17 protein-coding genes are annotated in these 16,950 nt (G+C 42.3%); 1 reads left to right on the top strand and 16 read right to left on the bottom strand.

Going from position 1 to position 16,950, the window contains the following annotated elements; all coding sequences use genetic code 11:
- Positions 1–175: 175 nt before the first annotated feature.
- Together CLV38_RS07640 and CLV38_RS07635 are read right to left on the bottom strand one after the other, a co-directional pair.
- The gene (locus tag CLV38_RS07640) at positions 176–2,734 is read right to left on the bottom strand and encodes a glycoside hydrolase family 38 N-terminal domain-containing protein (RefSeq protein ID WP_106193612.1); all 2,559 of its coding nucleotides are present in this window, start codon (positions 2,732–2,734) and stop codon (positions 176–178) included.
- 301 nt (positions 2,735–3,035) lie between these two features.
- Positions 3,036–3,767 carry a MurR/RpiR family transcriptional regulator gene (locus CLV38_RS07635; RefSeq protein ID WP_170068844.1) on the bottom strand — a complete coding sequence of 244 codons (732 nt, stop codon included), beginning with the start codon at positions 3,765–3,767 and terminating at the stop codon, positions 3,036–3,038.
- A 198-nt stretch (positions 3,768–3,965) separates the two neighbouring features.
- Here CLV38_RS07635 and CLV38_RS07630 point away from each other — a divergent pair, with 198 nt between their 5' ends.
- The gene (locus CLV38_RS07630) at positions 3,966–5,156 is read left to right on the top strand and encodes a coenzyme F420-0:L-glutamate ligase (RefSeq protein ID WP_106193606.1); all 1,191 of its coding nucleotides are present in this window, start codon (positions 3,966–3,968) and stop codon (positions 5,154–5,156) included.
- Between the two features lie 75 nt (positions 5,157–5,231).
- Here the strand turns inward: CLV38_RS07630 and CLV38_RS07625 are convergent, their stop codons facing one another.
- From CLV38_RS07625 to CLV38_RS07560, 14 genes are all read right to left on the bottom strand, one after another.
- Positions 5,232–5,843: a YdhK family protein gene (locus tag CLV38_RS07625; RefSeq protein ID WP_106193604.1), complete on the bottom strand. Its 612-nt coding sequence runs from the start codon at positions 5,841–5,843 to the stop codon at positions 5,232–5,234.
- A 22-nt stretch (positions 5,844–5,865) separates the two neighbouring features.
- Positions 5,866–7,245, bottom strand: coding sequence for a sensor histidine kinase (locus CLV38_RS07620; protein WP_106193601.1), 1,380 nt, complete (start codon positions 7,243–7,245; stop codon positions 5,866–5,868).
- Positions 7,226–7,927, bottom strand: coding sequence for a response regulator transcription factor (locus CLV38_RS07615; RefSeq protein WP_106193599.1), 702 nt, complete (start codon positions 7,925–7,927; stop codon positions 7,226–7,228). The genes CLV38_RS07620 and CLV38_RS07615 overlap by 20 nt, the downstream gene beginning before the upstream one ends.
- A gap of 320 nt (positions 7,928–8,247) precedes the next feature.
- Entirely contained in the window at positions 8,248–8,574 is a 327-nt protein-coding gene (locus CLV38_RS07610; RefSeq protein WP_106193596.1) for a hypothetical protein, read from the bottom strand.
- Positions 8,575–8,686: 112 nt separating this feature from the next.
- The gene (locus tag CLV38_RS07605) at positions 8,687–9,307 is read right to left on the bottom strand and encodes a class I SAM-dependent methyltransferase (RefSeq protein WP_106193594.1); all 621 of its coding nucleotides are present in this window, start codon (positions 9,305–9,307) and stop codon (positions 8,687–8,689) included.
- Positions 9,308–9,364: 57 nt separating this feature from the next.
- Positions 9,365–10,039: a TIGR01906 family membrane protein gene (locus tag CLV38_RS07600; protein ID WP_106193592.1), complete on the bottom strand. Its 675-nt coding sequence runs from the start codon at positions 10,037–10,039 to the stop codon at positions 9,365–9,367.
- 41 nt (positions 10,040–10,080) lie between these two features.
- On the bottom strand, positions 10,081–10,932 hold the full coding sequence (gene lgt, locus CLV38_RS07595; RefSeq protein ID WP_106193589.1) for a prolipoprotein diacylglyceryl transferase: 852 nt from the start codon (positions 10,930–10,932) through the stop codon (positions 10,081–10,083).
- Positions 10,933–11,068: 136 nt separating this feature from the next.
- Positions 11,069–11,644 (bottom strand): hypothetical protein, encoded by a 576-nt coding sequence (locus tag CLV38_RS07590; protein WP_106193587.1) that lies wholly within the window; start codon positions 11,642–11,644, stop codon positions 11,069–11,071.
- Positions 11,645–11,771: 127 nt separating this feature from the next.
- Positions 11,772–12,512: a nucleoside/nucleotide kinase family protein gene (locus CLV38_RS07585; protein ID WP_106193584.1), complete on the bottom strand. Its 741-nt coding sequence runs from the start codon at positions 12,510–12,512 to the stop codon at positions 11,772–11,774.
- 4 nt (positions 12,513–12,516) lie between these two features.
- Positions 12,517–13,305 carry a tRNA pseudouridine(38-40) synthase TruA gene (gene truA / locus CLV38_RS07580; RefSeq protein WP_106193581.1) on the bottom strand — a complete coding sequence of 263 codons (789 nt, stop codon included), beginning with the start codon at positions 13,303–13,305 and terminating at the stop codon, positions 12,517–12,519.
- A 183-nt stretch (positions 13,306–13,488) separates the two neighbouring features.
- Positions 13,489–14,223 carry a hypothetical protein gene (locus tag CLV38_RS07575; RefSeq protein ID WP_106193578.1) on the bottom strand — a complete coding sequence of 245 codons (735 nt, stop codon included), beginning with the start codon at positions 14,221–14,223 and terminating at the stop codon, positions 13,489–13,491.
- A gap of 193 nt (positions 14,224–14,416) precedes the next feature.
- Positions 14,417–15,214: an energy-coupling factor transporter transmembrane component T family protein gene (locus CLV38_RS07570; RefSeq protein ID WP_106193576.1), complete on the bottom strand. Its 798-nt coding sequence runs from the start codon at positions 15,212–15,214 to the stop codon at positions 14,417–14,419.
- A complete protein-coding gene (locus tag CLV38_RS07565) occupies positions 15,211–16,086 on the bottom strand; it encodes an energy-coupling factor ABC transporter ATP-binding protein (RefSeq protein WP_106193573.1) in 876 nt (291 codons plus the stop codon). The genes CLV38_RS07570 and CLV38_RS07565 overlap by 4 nt, the downstream gene beginning before the upstream one ends.
- Positions 16,062–16,901: an energy-coupling factor ABC transporter ATP-binding protein gene (locus tag CLV38_RS07560; protein WP_106193570.1), complete on the bottom strand. Its 840-nt coding sequence runs from the start codon at positions 16,899–16,901 to the stop codon at positions 16,062–16,064. Before CLV38_RS07560 ends, CLV38_RS07565 begins: the two co-directional genes overlap by 25 nt.
- Positions 16,902–16,950 lie beyond the last annotated feature (49 nt).

The following is a 16,950-nucleotide window of genomic DNA, read 5'->3' as shown; positions in this document are numbered from 1 at the left end:
CCCCAAGGAGGGATATAGAACATTCATAAAATGAATGTCGCAACTCCTTTTGCACTCGCTATAGAGAACTAGCGTTCTCTATAGTTTGACGGTTTATTCAGTATGCTCTTTTTCCAAAAGATCGCCAGTTATTGCCATTACTTTTGTCTTGACTTATTACCATAAGACTTTTCTTTTATCGTTTAATAATTACATTACCGATTTGTTGTGAGGCTAATATCAGCGTAGTTGCTGGTTCCAGTTTTTCTTCCATAGGGTTAGCCAGGTAGCTTTCTTCCGGAAGAGCGACCGCTGCTTCATCCAGTTGAGGGTTGAAGAGTCGTATGAACAGTTCTCCCTCTTCTGTCAGCTTAACAGCAGAAACAACCAGTTGGCCTAAATCAAGTGAGCATGTGTCATCTGTTTTTGTGACCCCGTCTCTCTCATTAATATTGAAGCGATTAAATTCTTTCTGCTGGTAGCCAATCAGAGGCGTCAGATAGTTTTTAGCGATTTTACTTTCCTCGTTCGTCTGCTTAAAATCAACCGCAAAGTGGAATGTAAAAGATTCTTCAGGCAACTGGTTGTCAGGTGTATCGATTTCGATGCCTGATGGTCGTCCGGGACGATTGACCAGATTTCGTTTCCCTAGATGAGAAAATGTTCTGAACAGTGTCAGATGGATACAGTCCTCCAGCACTTCGTACTCTTTCAACCCATCTGTATAGATCGTCGCTTGATACTGATCATCTTTTAACGTCACGAAGCTTTGTGCTGTTTCGACACTGACCGGTTTCTCGACCCAATTGTCTTCCTCCCAGATAGCGAGTGGCTGGTCGTTGTAAGCTGGTTTGTCCTGTGTGCTTAAATACCCATCTACTTTGACATGATCTGATTCAATATCCGTTTTGAGAACCACTCGGTACCGGTTATCAGATGTTTGGTTGATATGGGTCAATTCTGCGTAAAGTTTTGAATCCCCTGGATAACACTTAAATGTTCCAGCAAAGCGTATTTCCTTAGTCGCTTCTTTATTTTCTCTATCTGCACTGTTTTCAGGTACATTCATTTTCAGTTCAACATTCAGTGCTTCATATTGAGCTGTTTTCGTGGTAGTACTAGTTATTTCGGCATGATCACTGCTGTTTAGTACCCAGTCATTGAGAGGTGGGGAGTAATCATAACTGTCGCCTGCATCGCCGCTATTTTCAATAGACAATACATTTTCGTACACTTTATGTGTTTGTTTGTCCTTATAATGAATCTGATTGCCCTTGATGAAGAGCTGTCCGAACGCATTTTCAATCGACTGGTCGTTTGACTGGTCACTCTGTGAGACAGGTTCATTTACTTCTTTATACGTATAGTACTGAATGCTTAAGCCCTCAATGGACTCCACAGGTACTGTGATATATGTTCGGTAAACTTTAATGTCTTGTAGTCTTGCCGCCACTTGTCTGTCGATCAGCCCAGCATCTTCCTGGTGTTGTGAAATAATCGCGTACGGTACGATATTCCCTTCTGCATCCACCAGTTCGAAATGCTTCGAACGTGTCAGCATATCGAACTCGACAATTTGATTGTAGCGTTTTTCAGGTAATGCATTCACAACTGCTATAGTGGAATCATTCTCCTGGTCCCCCATAGTCAGTAACCGTAAATTCAGTTCAATTTGAGTATCGACCATTTCAAGGGCATTAAGTAACCGCTGTTTGATATCCTGATTGACTTTATCCGAGTTGCATCCCCCAATACTGTCATGAGCATGTGTTCCGAAAAGGATTTTGGCTATTTTCTCAACAACACTATGAGGATAAGGAATGCCGGCTTTTTCGCCAACAACCGCCAACGGTTCGAGCACATTGTACAATTTGTTTTCAATTTCTGTATTCAGCAGTTTAATATCCATACGCGTAGATCCGATCGTGCGGTGTATTCGGGCATGTTTACTGTCTGTCAGTTCCCCTGTTACTACTTCAAGAGACTCTTGATCAAGTGCTTCAATGTAGGATTCAAAATCACTGATACTAACAGAATCCTCCGGGTACATTTTTCTGATTTTCTCCATGACATCCTGAATATTTTTCTGAATCGGCATCTGATCGTGCCCGTTCATAATCAGTCGCGCATTTGAGGCAGAGTATTTATCCAGAACAGTCATAATTTTGTTCATGCGACCTTTCAGTTCTTCAGGGTCACTCTCCAGATATTTTGCTCCTTGATAACCTGTAGCTAAATTGACGCCGACAACTTCAGAGTCGTCGATGCCTTTCCACATGAAGTCTGACTTTTCAGCTTTCAGCTCACTAAATCCTCTCCAGAAAAATGTTGATCCAATTCCAAACTGTTTGTAGATTTGAGGCATTTGACTCGCATGCCCAAATGTATCAGGTGCGTACCCGACCAGCATCGGCTCGCCAAATTCTCTGGCCCGTTTGATTCCATAGTATAAATTCCGGAAAATCGATTCGCCATGCACCAGCAGCAGATCAGTCTGCGTATACCATGGGCCGACACGCAGATTCCCTTTACTGATCAATGTTCTCAATCGTTCTTCAGCTTCCGGTTCAAGCTCAAGGTAATCATCGATCATTACACTTTGACCGTCAAGGATGTAGATGGTCTCTGGATTTTTTTCCAGATACTCCATCACTTCCTGCATGTGATTGCGCAAAAGAACCTTCGTTTCGTCCTTAGTGAAGTACCACTCCCTATCCCAATGAGTATGCATTAAAATCTGAATATCTCTTTTCATAAAAATCCCCTTAATGTGCTCTTTTTATTTATAAGGTAAGTATAACGCTTTCATATGTAAGTGTTTTCCAGAACTATGGATAATTATCCAAAAAACTCGAGTAGTCGAATAGATTTACCCACCTGCCTGAACAAGTAGTCCAGATCAGTCAATATACAGGCAAAGAACTGCACTACTTTTAAACATTCGACAGCTTAAGTCCACCTATGTTAACCCCCCTTTCCTTAATGACGGATTAAACGACAAAAAGAGAATCACTATAATCAAATGATCCTCTTGCCTAGTTATTCACTTAGAAGTCTTAATGATTGGAGAAGTATTTCCATTTCAGTTTATTAATGACTTCATTGATCATTAGAATCATATGCAGCTGCTGCTCTCTGGAGATTCCTTCCATTTTGTCGATCGGTACATCATGATGAAAGGCACACTCGCTTCCCAGCATGATCGTTGAGTTTTCTTTGGTAATCGATAAAACCTTTATATTGACTTTCTTGGCATCATGCATGATTTGCAGACACCTCTGTGTCTCACCGGAACTCGATAGAATCAGAATCGTGTAATCTTTGAACTGTTTCAGCATCTGAAGTTCGGAAACCACAATAGCCGGAATTCCCAGGTAAAGCAACTGCCTGGCCATGTACTGTGCCGATACATTTGATGCACCCAGTCCAAACAGCAATAGCTTATGTCTATTCTTATATAACTCTTTGATCAGACAGTCCGCACTGTTGAAATCTATTTTCGATAAAATGTACTCAGTATTTCGAATATGACTATGCGTTTCAGAGTTCAGTAAATCGACATCCTCTTTGATTGCATATTTCATTTCACTAAACCCTTTGAAGCCAAGCAGTTTTGCTGTACGGTTGATGGTGGCCTGGGAGGTGTAACTTTCCTGAGCGATCTTAATTACCGTTTCATCCGGGATTTTTCGGAAATGATCTTCCAGATAATCCAGCACAGCTGCTTCACTTTTTGTAATTGCCCGATCGAAATTACGTTCATTTAACTGATGAATGACCCGATACATACGATTTGCTCCTTTTTTATGCCGCATCTGTACCTATACGCTTATTGTACTAGAAATTTGTGACAGGATGTAGACTCATTAATCATTTAAATACTGCAGGATGATTTTATTTCACGTCGTTTTTAGGTATACTGTATAAGGGATTCTATGCCCTTTTTTTGTTGTTTATTTAAAATTTGATTTACAGGAGAGATTATTTTGCAAAGAACAGTAGGGACAGTCGTTCGCGGGCTACGTAGTCCGATCATCAATGAAGGCGATAATATGGAATCGATCGTTGTGGATACAGTACTTAACTCTGCTAAAGCTGAAGGATTCACCCTGATGGACCAGGATATTGTAACAATCACTGAGTCTATCGTGGCACGTGCACAGGGAAATTATGCTACTCTTGACCACATTGCTACAGATGTAAAACGTAAATATAATGGAGAAACTGTTGGTGTAGTTTTCCCGATTCTGAGTCGTAACCGTTTTTCAAATATTTTAAGAGGGATCGCTCGTGGAACAGATAAAGTCGTTTTACTCTTAAGCTACCCTTCTGATGAGGTAGGAAATCATCTTGTCTCACTGGACGAACTGGATGCTCAAGGCGTTAACCCGTGGACAGACGTTTTAAATGAAGCGGACTTCCGCAATCACTTCGGGTATAAAGTCCATCCGTTTACCGGGGTGGATTACATCGATTACTATAAATCATTAGTTGAAGAAGAAGGCGCAGAGTGTGAAGTGATTTTTTCTAACAATGCGAAAACAATCGTCGACTATACTAAAAATGTTCTGGCGTGTGATATTCACAGCCGCTTCCGTACGAAACGGTTAGTGAAGGCTGAAGGCGCAGAAACAGTCTTTGGGTTGGATGATATTTTATCCGGTCCGATCGACGGCAGTGGATTCAATTCGTCCTACGGCTTACTGGGATCCAACAAAGCAACAGATGAGACGGTTAAATTGTTCCCTAATGACGGTCAGTCTTTAGTCGACGCAATTCAGGCTCGTCTGCTTGAAGAGACTGGGAAACATATAGAAGTCATGATTTATGGGGACGGCGCATTCAAAGACCCTGTCGGTCAAATCTGGGAGCTGGCGGATCCTGTTGTCTCACCTGCTTATACTAAAGGGTTGGACGGAACGCCTAACGAGGTAAAATTGAAATACCTGGCAGACAATAACTTTGCTCACTTAAGAGGCGAAGAGCTGCAGTCAGCTATTTCAGACCACATTGTCAACAAACAGGCAGATTTAGTAGGGCAGATGGAAGCACAGGGTACCACACCTCGTCGCTTAACTGACCTGATTGGATCCCTGTCCGATTTAACCTCTGGCAGTGGCGATAAAGGGACGCCGATCATCTTTATCCAAGGGTATTTTGATAATTACACGCATTAACTAAAAAAAAGCAAAGGAATGAGAAGGTAGAGTCTGCACTCTGATCCTTCTCAGCCTTTGCTTTTTTTGTTTAGATTATTCCGCTGCTTCAAGCTCGTCTTCAGTGACCCACATGTGATTTGTTACTCTTTCGCCATCGACTGTTGAGTTATAATCAACAGCATAGACAGTGCCAGTTATAGCTTCTTCTACGACTGCAGTTGCTCCCTGCATGCCTTCCATATGATCAGCATCCAGAGTCACTTCATCTCCGGCTTCTGCTACGTCAGAACCTTCCTCTAGATCTTCCTGAATAACCCATCGGTGATCCATTACGCGTTCCCCACCTGTTGTTGGTGTAAAACTCACTTCATATATGGTCGTGTCAAAAGCACCTGAAATAGTGGCTTCTGCGCCTTCCATCCCTGGCATATGTGAAGCCGTAATAATCACAGTGCTTCCTTCAGGATAGGTTGGATTCTCTGCTTCCTGCAGGCCTTCTGGAATGTCCCCATCATGATCCATGTCCATCATCATGTCATCCTCTTCAGCCTCTTCCTCATCGACATCTGTTTCTGTTTCAGTCACTGCTTCGTCAGTTTCTGTTACTTCTTCATCTGTATCCGTCACCGTTTCATCGGTAGCCGTATCTGCACATCCCACCATGATAAATGTTGCACTCAAACCTAATAGAATTAATTTTTTCATAGTTTTCATCTCCACTTTTATATTATGTTGTCTTCTGCTGTTTTAATGGAAGGGTAAGGGTAAATGTTGTCCCTGAGCCAACTTCACTCTTAACGTCTACTGTTCCTTTATGCGCTTCTACTATACTCTTTACAACAGCCAGTCCAATGCCCTGACCGTTCAATTCACTGTTTCGCGAAGGTTCGACCTGATAAAACCGTTCAAAAATAAAATCCACATTTCTACTTGGTATCCCTTGACCGTTGTCTTTGATTACAATGATTAAATCGGTGTGAGTGTGTTTGGACAGGATAATGACTTCTCCGCCTTCAGGTGTAAATTTAATCGCATTAGACAATAGATTTGACAAGACTTGGTCGATTTTGTTCCGGTCTGCTTCAAAAGTGACAGGTTGTGCTTTCAAAATCAGACTAATTCTCTTTACATCAGCCTGGGGTTCAAATGCAATGACGACTGATGATAAAAGGTCTTTGCTATCCACCTTTTCCAGTGTCAATTTGTTTCTGCTGGTTTCCGCATCCTCCAGTTGATCGATCATCTGGATAAGGTGGGCCAGTCGTTTGACCTGACGATTCAGACTGCTTAATCTTTCAGGTGTGACTTCCCATACACCGTCAAGCATTGCTTCAATATTCCCCTGAAGGGTCGTCAATGGTGTTCTCACTTCATGCGCCAGATCTGACACCATTTGATTGCGAATCACCTTCTGCTCGGCTAACTGAGCTGCCAGCGTATTCACACTTTCTTGAAGATAATAGAGCTCGCTGATTTTTTCATCGCCTTTAATTGCTCCAAGCGTCTTTCCCTGAGCAATTTGCTGAGTCATTCTGCTAGTAGCCGCGATCGGTTTACTCAACCGTTTGGATATCAAATAGGCCATTATCCCAGCAATGACTACAGATAATATACCCATAAGAAAAATCAGAAGGGTTAAATCTTGAAGGAATTCTTCTTCTTCATCTGTATAATCCAGAAATCCAGGATAGGTAATAAACGCCGTCCCTATAGCCTCTCCATCTGAAACTAATTCTATTTCCTCTTCAAGCCAGTTTTCATTTGGGATCAGTTCAGTTCTCTGCATGCCTTGCATGTGCTGCCTCATTGGAGCGGTCTGACTGATGATTTCATCCCCGTCTGTATCTTCAACTCTTACAATAATGTGAGAATGCATAGCGTTTTGAATAATACTAAAGAGCACCTGATCATCCCATGCCCCCTCATCAATATAAGTAGCTTCAATCGTTTCAATGACATTTTCTCTTTCTGCCACAAAACGGTCGCTTAAGTAATCATCAAAACGGTCGCCTGTTATCTGAAAGGTTAAAAAGCTGAACAAGGAAATAATCACGATGCTGCCACTTAAAATATAGACAAACAGATGGCTAAATAGCGTTTTTTTCATGTGTCACCCCAAAACGGTACCCTATGCCATGCACGGTCTCAATATAAACTGGTTTTTTTGGATTCGATTCAATTTTCGCTCTTAAGTTTTTGATGTGTGAGTCTATCACTCTATCCATAGCAGTTGCTTCCAGTCCTTTTATTTTTTCCAGCAGCTGGTCTCTTGAAAAGACATGTTTCGGTTCCCTTGCCATAGTCATTAGCAGCTCAAATTCTGTATGGGTCAAAATGACGTTAGCCCCTTTGACGGTGACTTCTAATGTCTCGGGATAAATAATCAAGTCTCCATTAGAAAATAGCCATTTGTTTCCTGTCTGATTATCTTTTTTAAGTCTCCGGTTTACAGCAGCGATCCTGGCTACTAATTCTTTTGGACTGAAGGGTTTTTTGATGTAATCATCTGCTCCTAGTTTCAATCCTTTCAGCACATCGGCCTCGTTTGACCGGGCTGTCAGTAGAATAATCGGCACATCCGACGTTTGTCTGATTTCCTCACAGATTTCCCATCCTGAATAATCAGGCAGCATGATATCGAGTATGATAAAATCAATGCTCTCGCGGTGGTACTGTTCAAATGCTTCTTTTCCATTTTTAGCCAAATAAACCGTATGCCCATCCGCAGTCAGGTAAGCTTGTATAATATCCAGTATCGACTGCTCATCATCCACAACAAGTATGTTCATCGTCTAAAGCCCCCTTTACATGCAGCGTTTCCTTTTTCTAAACTACTTTTGATTAATTACCACGGACTCACTTAAAGGTGCCTATTCACTATCTTCACGCTGATAATGGAAAGCCTGTCTCTCTAGTATCATCCGTCGTGTCCTTCTTTTATGGTCTAATACTATCACAAACTAAGAGGATAGTCGTCAACCCTCAACGCTGCAGACATCTTGTTCTTAATAGACTGCTAGTATACTCAGCGGACTGAACAGATTCAAAAAGCCGGTCAGGTCAATCAAACGGCTTTTTGTCTGAATTATTGTATTATCCCTTACCGATTTTACTTATGCATGTTGCCCATTCCTTTAAAATTAGCGCTTCGAGAAGAACCGCCCGCCCCGTGCATTGCTTTGTAGTGATCTCTGAGTTCCTGATTAGTCAATTCGGGATGCATTTCACTCATATGTGATTTCATTTGACCAAAGTTGACCACACCCTCTTCCATGTCCATGTGTGCTGACCCGGATGCATTCATCTGATCGAACGCCATCCGCTCCTCTTGGATGACTGATTCCTGATTTGATCCCTCATCTTCTGCAAATCGGGAAACACCTAATCCCCCAGTTAACGCTATTGCTCCTGCTAAAATGCCGCCCATTAGATTCATCTTCTATTCAATCTCCTTTATCTTTTATTTTGTTTCTAAATTCATCATACGCTTGGCTTATGGATTAATTATGGATTTTTATAGACTCCCCATTTTCCTCTTAGCCAATCGACTACTCTTTCCAAGGAGTGACTTTTAACTTCTTGACGATTGTATAGACTAAGTCATCACTCTGTTCGACTGTAAGACCTGCTTCATTGATATTTTCCAGTGTTTTTCGGTTGATATTCGCTCCCCATAAAGTGACAGGTAAGGGATTGACTATATCCATCAGCTTTCCGGCGACTTTATTACCACTTCTCATATGTTCCAGCATCATTATTTTTCCGTCAGATTTACACACGCGTCCTAACTCTCTTAGTCCTTTTATGGGGTGTGGAACGGAGCAGAACACACACGTCGCTATCACATAATCAAATGAATTGTCTGGAAAGTCCATCTCTTGTATATCCATTTCGATCAGATCAACCTGGTATGGAAATTGAAGTGCCTCTACTTTCTTTCTTGCCTTATTCAGCATCCCAGGACTAAAATCTATGCCCGTCAGATGGATCCCTTCCGGGTAAAAAGCCAGATTCACTCCTGTCCCTATCCCTACTTCAAGAACTTGTCCGTGTACACTTTCAAGAAGCTCTCGTCTCCATTTATCCTTCATCATTTTATCCATTGATTCATATACAGGTGATATTCGGTTGTATCGGTGTCTGATTTTCTCACTAGTATTTTTGGTCATGTTTAAAGTCTCCTATCCTACGGTCATTCTCACGTGTTAATAGAACCAGCAGCGAGTTTAATACAACTGACTCGTCTCGCTTGTCTGTGACCTAGTCCTGCTCTGCGTTCTAATCTTAGACTTAGTGAAAAGATATCCAGTAATCAGCAGAACTAAAACTAATCCGAATGCGAGTACAAAGGTATGCATAAAAAACGCCGCTGGCAATGCCCTGATTATTGGGTCAGTAGACGGATCAAACAACCATGCATCATTATTAAAAAACGTCTGGTGAAAGAGCAGGAATAAACGGTCAAAACTGATGATTACTGAAGTAATGAGAGCTGCTGACAAAAGAATGCCGTATCGAAAGAAAGACAGGAATCGCTTGTGCAGCTTCTTTTTTCCTGAGTATACTATAAAACTTACTGTCCCTATTCCTGAAACTAATAAAATCGAGTAATTAATCAAAAACAATCTTTTCACTTCAACAAAATGAAATAATCCCCTTTCCGAACTTGGAAAATCAGGCATGGCGAGTTCAGATACCCATGGAGAATTCAAATACTCCATGAGTACCCGATAGTTTAATAAAATAGTCTCTCTTGACATATTAATAGACTCTGAAATACTCAAATAGCCGATATCAAATGCATAAAGAGGGGTAAAATTAATGGTAACAGCTATAGATAGTGACAATATGAACAGTGCAATCGAGATAAACCCAAGTATAATGATCATTCGTTTCTTCAAGGTGGCGCTCCCTTCGACTGTGTTTGAGGATCTTAACCTTCTTACCGACTGTAGATAAAATGAATCCCGTAATAAAAAATGACAGACACTATAAATGCTAATCCTATGATTCCGTAAACGACTATATTACTTAAGCTGATTTCTTCAATAACAGTACCCGGTTGAGACTGCCCTATTTGTTTATTGCTCATAATGTACAGTACCAGCAAGCCCATTATAATGATCACTAAACTCAACACATGAGCAATGCTTAAAGGACCTATGGCTTGAGGGTTGGTTCTAAAAAATTCGACGATGAATCGGTTGAAAGCAAACCCTATGATGTAGATGAAAAACAATTCCCCATCAAATTTGGCTGTCTGCCGTCTTCTCCAAATAAACAGAAACAAAATAAAGTTCAAGGCGACTTCGTAGAGTTGAGCGGGATGAAGGAGTTCGCCATTCACCATTACGCCCCATGGCCAGTTCCGGTTCATCGGCACACCAAAAACGTCACAACCGACTCGTCCAATAGCCTGACCTATAATGACACCAGGGACGATTGCATCCGCTGTTTTCCAGACGGGCATATTCTTCTTTCTCATATAAAAGAACGCGACTGCACCTCCAACAAAGATGGCCCCTTGAATAGACAATCCCCCTTGAGAAAATCTGAAAATGTCTGCTGGATTGTTCAGGTAAAAGTCGAAATTGAAAAATAGTATGTATCCTAGTCTTGCACCTATTATTCCAAACCCAATGGTATAGAGTGCCAAATCCATTAATTTGTCTTTATCCAGACGTTTGCGTTCCCCTTCTTTTTGAATCACCAGTAAGCCAATGATCATGCCAATTGCGCTGGTCACACTCAGTAAATGAATACTGAAATGACCGATACTAAATAGTTCCACCATCATACTGCTCTCCTATTCTATTTTAATTTAGAAAATGACTGCCTCTAGCGTTTTTGATAAACAGAAGACTACATCAACCGAATCCTGATCGAGATGATGTAGTCGCTCTTTTATAACGAGCGGGTGTTGACCGAACTCACTCGTTTGAATGAAAGAAATCAAACCTGTTCATGATCCCTTCAGGGGTAGAATTATCTGTTTCTTCAGTTTCCGAATCACCATTTTGTTCATCCTGATTCCAGTTCATCATGCCTCTTCTGTCCCCAAATGACCCATGCATGTCCTGCATCCACTCAAACATGTCATCAAACGAGACATTTCTGACTCCTCTCATGTGGTTTCTCCTATTCTCGAAGAACGGATTAGTATTGGCTTGCTGTTCATTATCGGATTCACTGACCTCCCCATTTTTAAATGCCCACATTCCGTTATGTCTGTCTTCAAACAGGTCTCTTTCTTCATCAGTTATACCTTGATCGTTTTCCTCATTATCTAATCGTTCATCCTCTGTACCTCTGAATCGGTTTGTTCTTCCGTGCATTCTATTCATATGTCCCTGCATCGCTTCAAAGTGTTCTTCCCACTCTTTTTCCACTGATTCTTCTTCATTTTCTTCAGCAGATACATTATTAAATTGACCGCTGACAACTGTCATACCTAAAAATGAACCGATGACTAGTAAACTGATGAGTCTTTTCTTCATTTTTTCCATATCGTTCATCCTCCTCTTATTCTGTACCCTCAGTATAAAAAAGACTTATGGAGAAAAAATGGAGTTTTAAATAAAAAGAAAAAAACCTATCACCTGATAGAGCATCAGAGTAATAGGGTGATTATGCTTAATTGATTTTTGTGAAGCCGTTATTAGTTAAATAAAGTGTTTCATCGGCCGGTAAAGACTGATTCAGTACACGCTCAGCATTCACTTTGTCTGTGCGTTCATAATGCAGCAGAGCGTCTTTGAGCGATGCGCCCCCTCGCTGCTTCCGGTCGATCAGGCGGTCTTTTAATGTGTCGATCGATGTATCGATAAAAATGGTGTAGTCACTCAGTTGATGTAGCTCTTTCCACTTGTCTTCGTTCAGAAGCAGGTAATTCCCTTCGATCAAGATAATATCGGCATCCACTTTGATTGTCTGATCAGACACATCATGAAGCAGTCGGTCATATGTGGGCCATTCAGCCACTTCTTTTGTCTGGAGTACCTCGATCGATGCCTTCAAAAAATCCACATTAAATGTCTCGGGGATGCCTTTATAGGTTCTCAAAGGGACGGATTGACCGTCTCTAAAAATCATCTGGCTATTTAGAAACTGATTAAAGTGGTGAAAACCATCCATTGAAATCGACTGAAATGAATAGGGCGACTTTACTTCTTTAAATAAGTCTTCCAGAAATAAGGAAAGGGTCGTCTTTCCCGCTCCAGGTGGGGCAGCTAAGTAAACAATTAGGCGAGTTCCTTTTTCCTTACGCAGTCTGGCCAAGTGAGACAGTAAAGGTTTGAACAGATGGATGACTTCAATCTCTGAGAACTCCGCATCCACAGGTAATCCAGTTACGGTGTACGTTTTTCTGATCATCTTATCAGTCTCCTTCCGTTGTATAGCCGGGGATATCCTCTACATCATAAAATACTTTCTCCATACATAACCCTTCAGGTGAGGATGTTTTCCCCGCCGCTTCTCTATCTTTCGCCTCAAGGATCAGAGGAATATCAGAAGCTGGACGTCTGCCGTCTGCCACTTCAAGCAGTGTCCCCATAAGGATCCGGATCATATTGTATAAAAAGCCATTCCCGACAAAGGTGAACGTCCATTTATTCGACGCGGCATCGTGCTCCACTCGAACATGATAAATCGTTCTGACATTATGCGCCGTTTCGCCATGCGTTGAAGCGAAACTGGTAAAGTCATGTTTGCCAGTCAGATAGGGCAAAGCTTTCTGAATCGGATCCATTGCCATCGGGTAGCGGTGATGACAGGAGAAATGCCTTAGAAAGGGATCACGAAAGCGATTGTTGTCTACTGTGTATTTGTACATTTTTCCTTTAGCCTGATAGCGCGAATGAAAATCATCTGCCGCCTGTTCCACGTGAGTAAAGGTAATTTCTTTAGTGGTCGAGCCATTCAGGGCTTTCTGCATCCCATCCGGTTCAATATAGAAAGGAAAATCAAAATGAATGACTTGTCCTCTTGCATGAACGCCTGCATCCGTCCGTCCGGAACCATGGACTCTAATCTTTTCGCCTTTTGCGATCTTGCTCAAGACTTTTTCCAGCTCACCCTGAACGGTTCGTGCATTCTTCTGGACCTGAAATCCGGCAAAGTCTGTTCCGTCATAGGCAAGAATAGCTTTATATCTGTAATTTTTCACTGAACTCGTCCTTTAGTCGTTTTATCTAAGTTAAATAGTACCACACCCATCCCCTTCGCTTAAGCCTTATTCGTATAAAAAAGCAGCGTGACAAGTCACACCGCTTTTTCCATACTCAATCCCTCTATTTAATCGTGTCTAAGCTGACTGTCTAAAGGCTCTCCGTTTCATCAGATCAGGGGTCTACAGTCTGAAGGCTTCACTAATTTCATCTTCGCCTTCCAGCTCGTCTATTTCATTGTGGTCATCGTACTCTACTTCTACGAGAAGAATAACGGTTCCTAATTCATTTTCTGCATGAACCGACAATTCAAGTTCTTCAATGAGCTGCGTTTCAGCATCCACTATAACCTCCAGCATCATTTCGATCTCTTCATCCTGAAATCCGTCAATCGTCAAGCTGAAGGGTGGCTCGAAGGCATCCCATACTGCCTGATCATATCCCTGATAAGTAAGGATCAGATCATCCTCTATGATATCAGTCGTAAGAAAGGCTTCTGACTCTATAATCGCATTCAGGACATTCTTATAACTGGTGTCAGTTGATCCGTTATCCTGTCCCTGCATTTCCTGCCACTCATTGCCGTCTTTAAGATAATACACTGAGTCTTCAAAATACATCTCATTCGTGACGGCCACGCCTTCCTGTTCATTGGTCACGACCACATGCCCTTTGTCAAAATCCCCGATGATACTGGCGACGAGTTTGGCTCTGTTCTTCACAGACTGACCCATGGCATCTGTTTCGGCTGTCAAATCGATGTCTGTCATGTAACTCTCCAGATCAGATTCCGCTTCTTCCATGTAAGTCGACCAGTTTCCCTCCAAATCAGATGGGGCTCTGCCTTCAAGCAGGCCACATCCAGTCAATATCCTCCCCGTAAACAGCGTTGATATTACTTTAGCTGTTTTATTCATAGATGATTTCCCCCTTTTATGTATTCTGTCTCTTTTCTAGATATTACCATATAAAACGTGTGGGTTAGATGCAGAACCCTTGGGATAGCAGTATTTGTCTCATAAAGGGGCATAAAAGCAAAAGAAGTGTCCGCCCTATTTTTTTCTAAAAACAAAAAAGGATAGAGATGAGTCTCTCTATCCTCTGATATTATTATGTTCTCAGTAAAAATAGGCCTACCGATAACAGTCCAAAAGCGATCATTACAATGGTATCTCTGTTTTCCCAGGCGAGCTGACGGTATTTTGTCCGTCCTTCTCCGCCTTTATAGCCTCGTGCTTCCATTGCGGTCGCTAGTTCTTCAGCCCGGTTGAATGAACTGACGAACAGCGGGATCAGCAGTGGAACGATCGATTTCATCTGCTGGTAAATATTCCCTTCACCAAAATCGATGCCACGTGCACGCTGCGCATTCATGATTTTCTCTGTTTCGTCCATCAGTGTCGGTACAAAACGCAGTGCGATTGACAGCATCAATGCAATTTCGTGTACGGGTACTTTTACCGCATTCAACGGTCTCAGCAAAAATTCGATCGCATCTGTCAGAGACAGCGGCATAGTGGTCAATGTCAGAATCGTCGACATAAAAATGATGAGAACAAAACGCATGAAGATGAACACACCATTCAACATGCCTTCCTGCGAGATGACGACCGGTCCGAGTCTGAACCAGATGGTCTGACCACTTGTAAAGAGGATCTGTAAGATAACCGTAAAGAGGATTAGCCAGATTAGTGGTTTAACGCCGTTTATGAAAAACTTCGGATTGATTTCAGATAATTTTACAGCTGTCAGTACGAATACCGTCAGCGCCAGGTAAGTCAGCCAGTTGTTCGCCAGAAAAATAATAATGATAAACCAGATTGCACCCATCAGTTTAGAACGGGGATCCAGTTTATGAATAAACGAATGTCCTGGAATATAACGCCCAAAGATTAGTTTCTCCATCATAGCGACTCACCTGCTTTATCAGCTAACTTTTCTTTCATCTGTTCTGCCAGTTCATCTGTTGTCAGCGGCAGCGGATCAAACATCCACTGAAACTTCTCTTCCAGTTCATGTGCAAAACGGACAGTTGAGGGAACACCCAGTTGCATACTGGACAACCACCCGGCTTCCTTGAACAGATCGCGAGGATGTCCTTCTTTCATCACGGTCCCTTTTTCTAGAACGATCATGTGATCCGCATAGGTTGCCACATCATCCATCTGGTGCGTGACCAATACAACAGTCAGCCCCTGATTTTTATATAAATTATAGAACATATCCATGACGTCTTTACGCCCCTGCGGATCTAAGCCCGCTGTCGGCTCGTCTAAGACCAGAACTTCAGGTTCTAATGCCAATACACCCGCTATCGCCACACGACGCATCTGGCCCCCTGAGAGGTCAAATGGAGACCGCTCCATAAATGACTCATCCAGTCCAACTAACGGAAGCAATTCTCGTGCTTTCGCGAGTCCTTCTTCTTCAGTCAGTCCAAAGTTTTTGGGCCCGAATGCAATATCCTTGCCGACTGTTTCTTCAAACAGCTGGGCCTCAGGAAACTGAAACACGATGCCCACTTTTTTACGCAAGGACTTCAGGCCTTTGTCTTCAGAAAAATTAGTAATGACACGATCTCCGATTGTTACCTGTCCGCTTGTTGGTTTCTTCAAAGCATTCAGATGCTGAAGGACAGTCGATTTCCCGCTGCCGGTATGACCGACCAGTGCAGTGAATGAGCTGTCTTTAATGGACAAGTTAATGTCAAACAGTGCTCTGCTCTGAAACGGGGTACCCGGCTGGTACGTATAGCCTACTTCTTCGAAACGTATGTCCATAACCAGTCCACCATCCCTTCTTCAGTTAAGTAATCTTGAGGGACGTCGATTCCCTGTTTCTTGAGTGACGCCTTCAATCTTTCCGGGAAAGGCAGATCCAGACCCATTTCGATCAGTTTTTCACCATATGAAAAGATTGATTCCGGTGTGCCTTCCTGAATCATCTGACCATCTCTCATGACCAGGACACGGTTGGCAGCAGCGGCTTCATCGATATCGTGCGTTATAGACAGGACAGATAAGTTTTCCTGTTCTTTAACCTCTTTTACAGTACGCAGCACTTCTTCACGGCCTTGAGGATCCAGCATACTTGTTGCTTCATCTAAAATCATGATAGCCGGACGCAATGCGACAATACCCGCAATCGCTACTCGCTGTTTCTGACCACCTGACAAACGGGCCGGCTCTCTCTCGGCGTACTCAAGCATGTTCACTTTATCTAAAGCATCTCTAACGCGCTCAATCATTTCTTCTCTAGGAATACCCAGATTTTCCAGCCCAAAAGCCACATCATCCTGAACAGTGGACCCAACGAACTGATTGTCCGGATTCTGAAAGACCATTCCGACCATTTCACGTATAGACCAGACGTTTTTCTCATTTAGAGCCAGTCCACCAACAGTCACATCACCGTTATCCGGTTCGATCAGCCCATTAATGGTTTTGGCAAGAGTAGACTTGCCTGACCCGTTTGGACCGATGATTGCGACCCATTCGCCTTTAGTGACACTAAAAGAAACGTCCTGTAAAGCAGCACGCTGATCTTCATCATCATATCTGTAGGTAACATTTTCAACATTAATTATTTCTGACATGATTTACCTCAACTTTTTAATTTCAGAGTTTTTTATTTTATTTAGTGGG

This window comes from Alkalibacterium olivapovliticus (assembly GCF_003003275.1).
Taxonomy (GTDB): domain Bacteria; phylum Bacillota; class Bacilli; order Lactobacillales; family Carnobacteriaceae_A; genus Alkalibacterium; species Alkalibacterium olivapovliticum.
The sequence above is the reverse complement of the archived record's forward strand: the minus strand, read 5'-3'. Positions and strand labels throughout refer to the sequence as shown.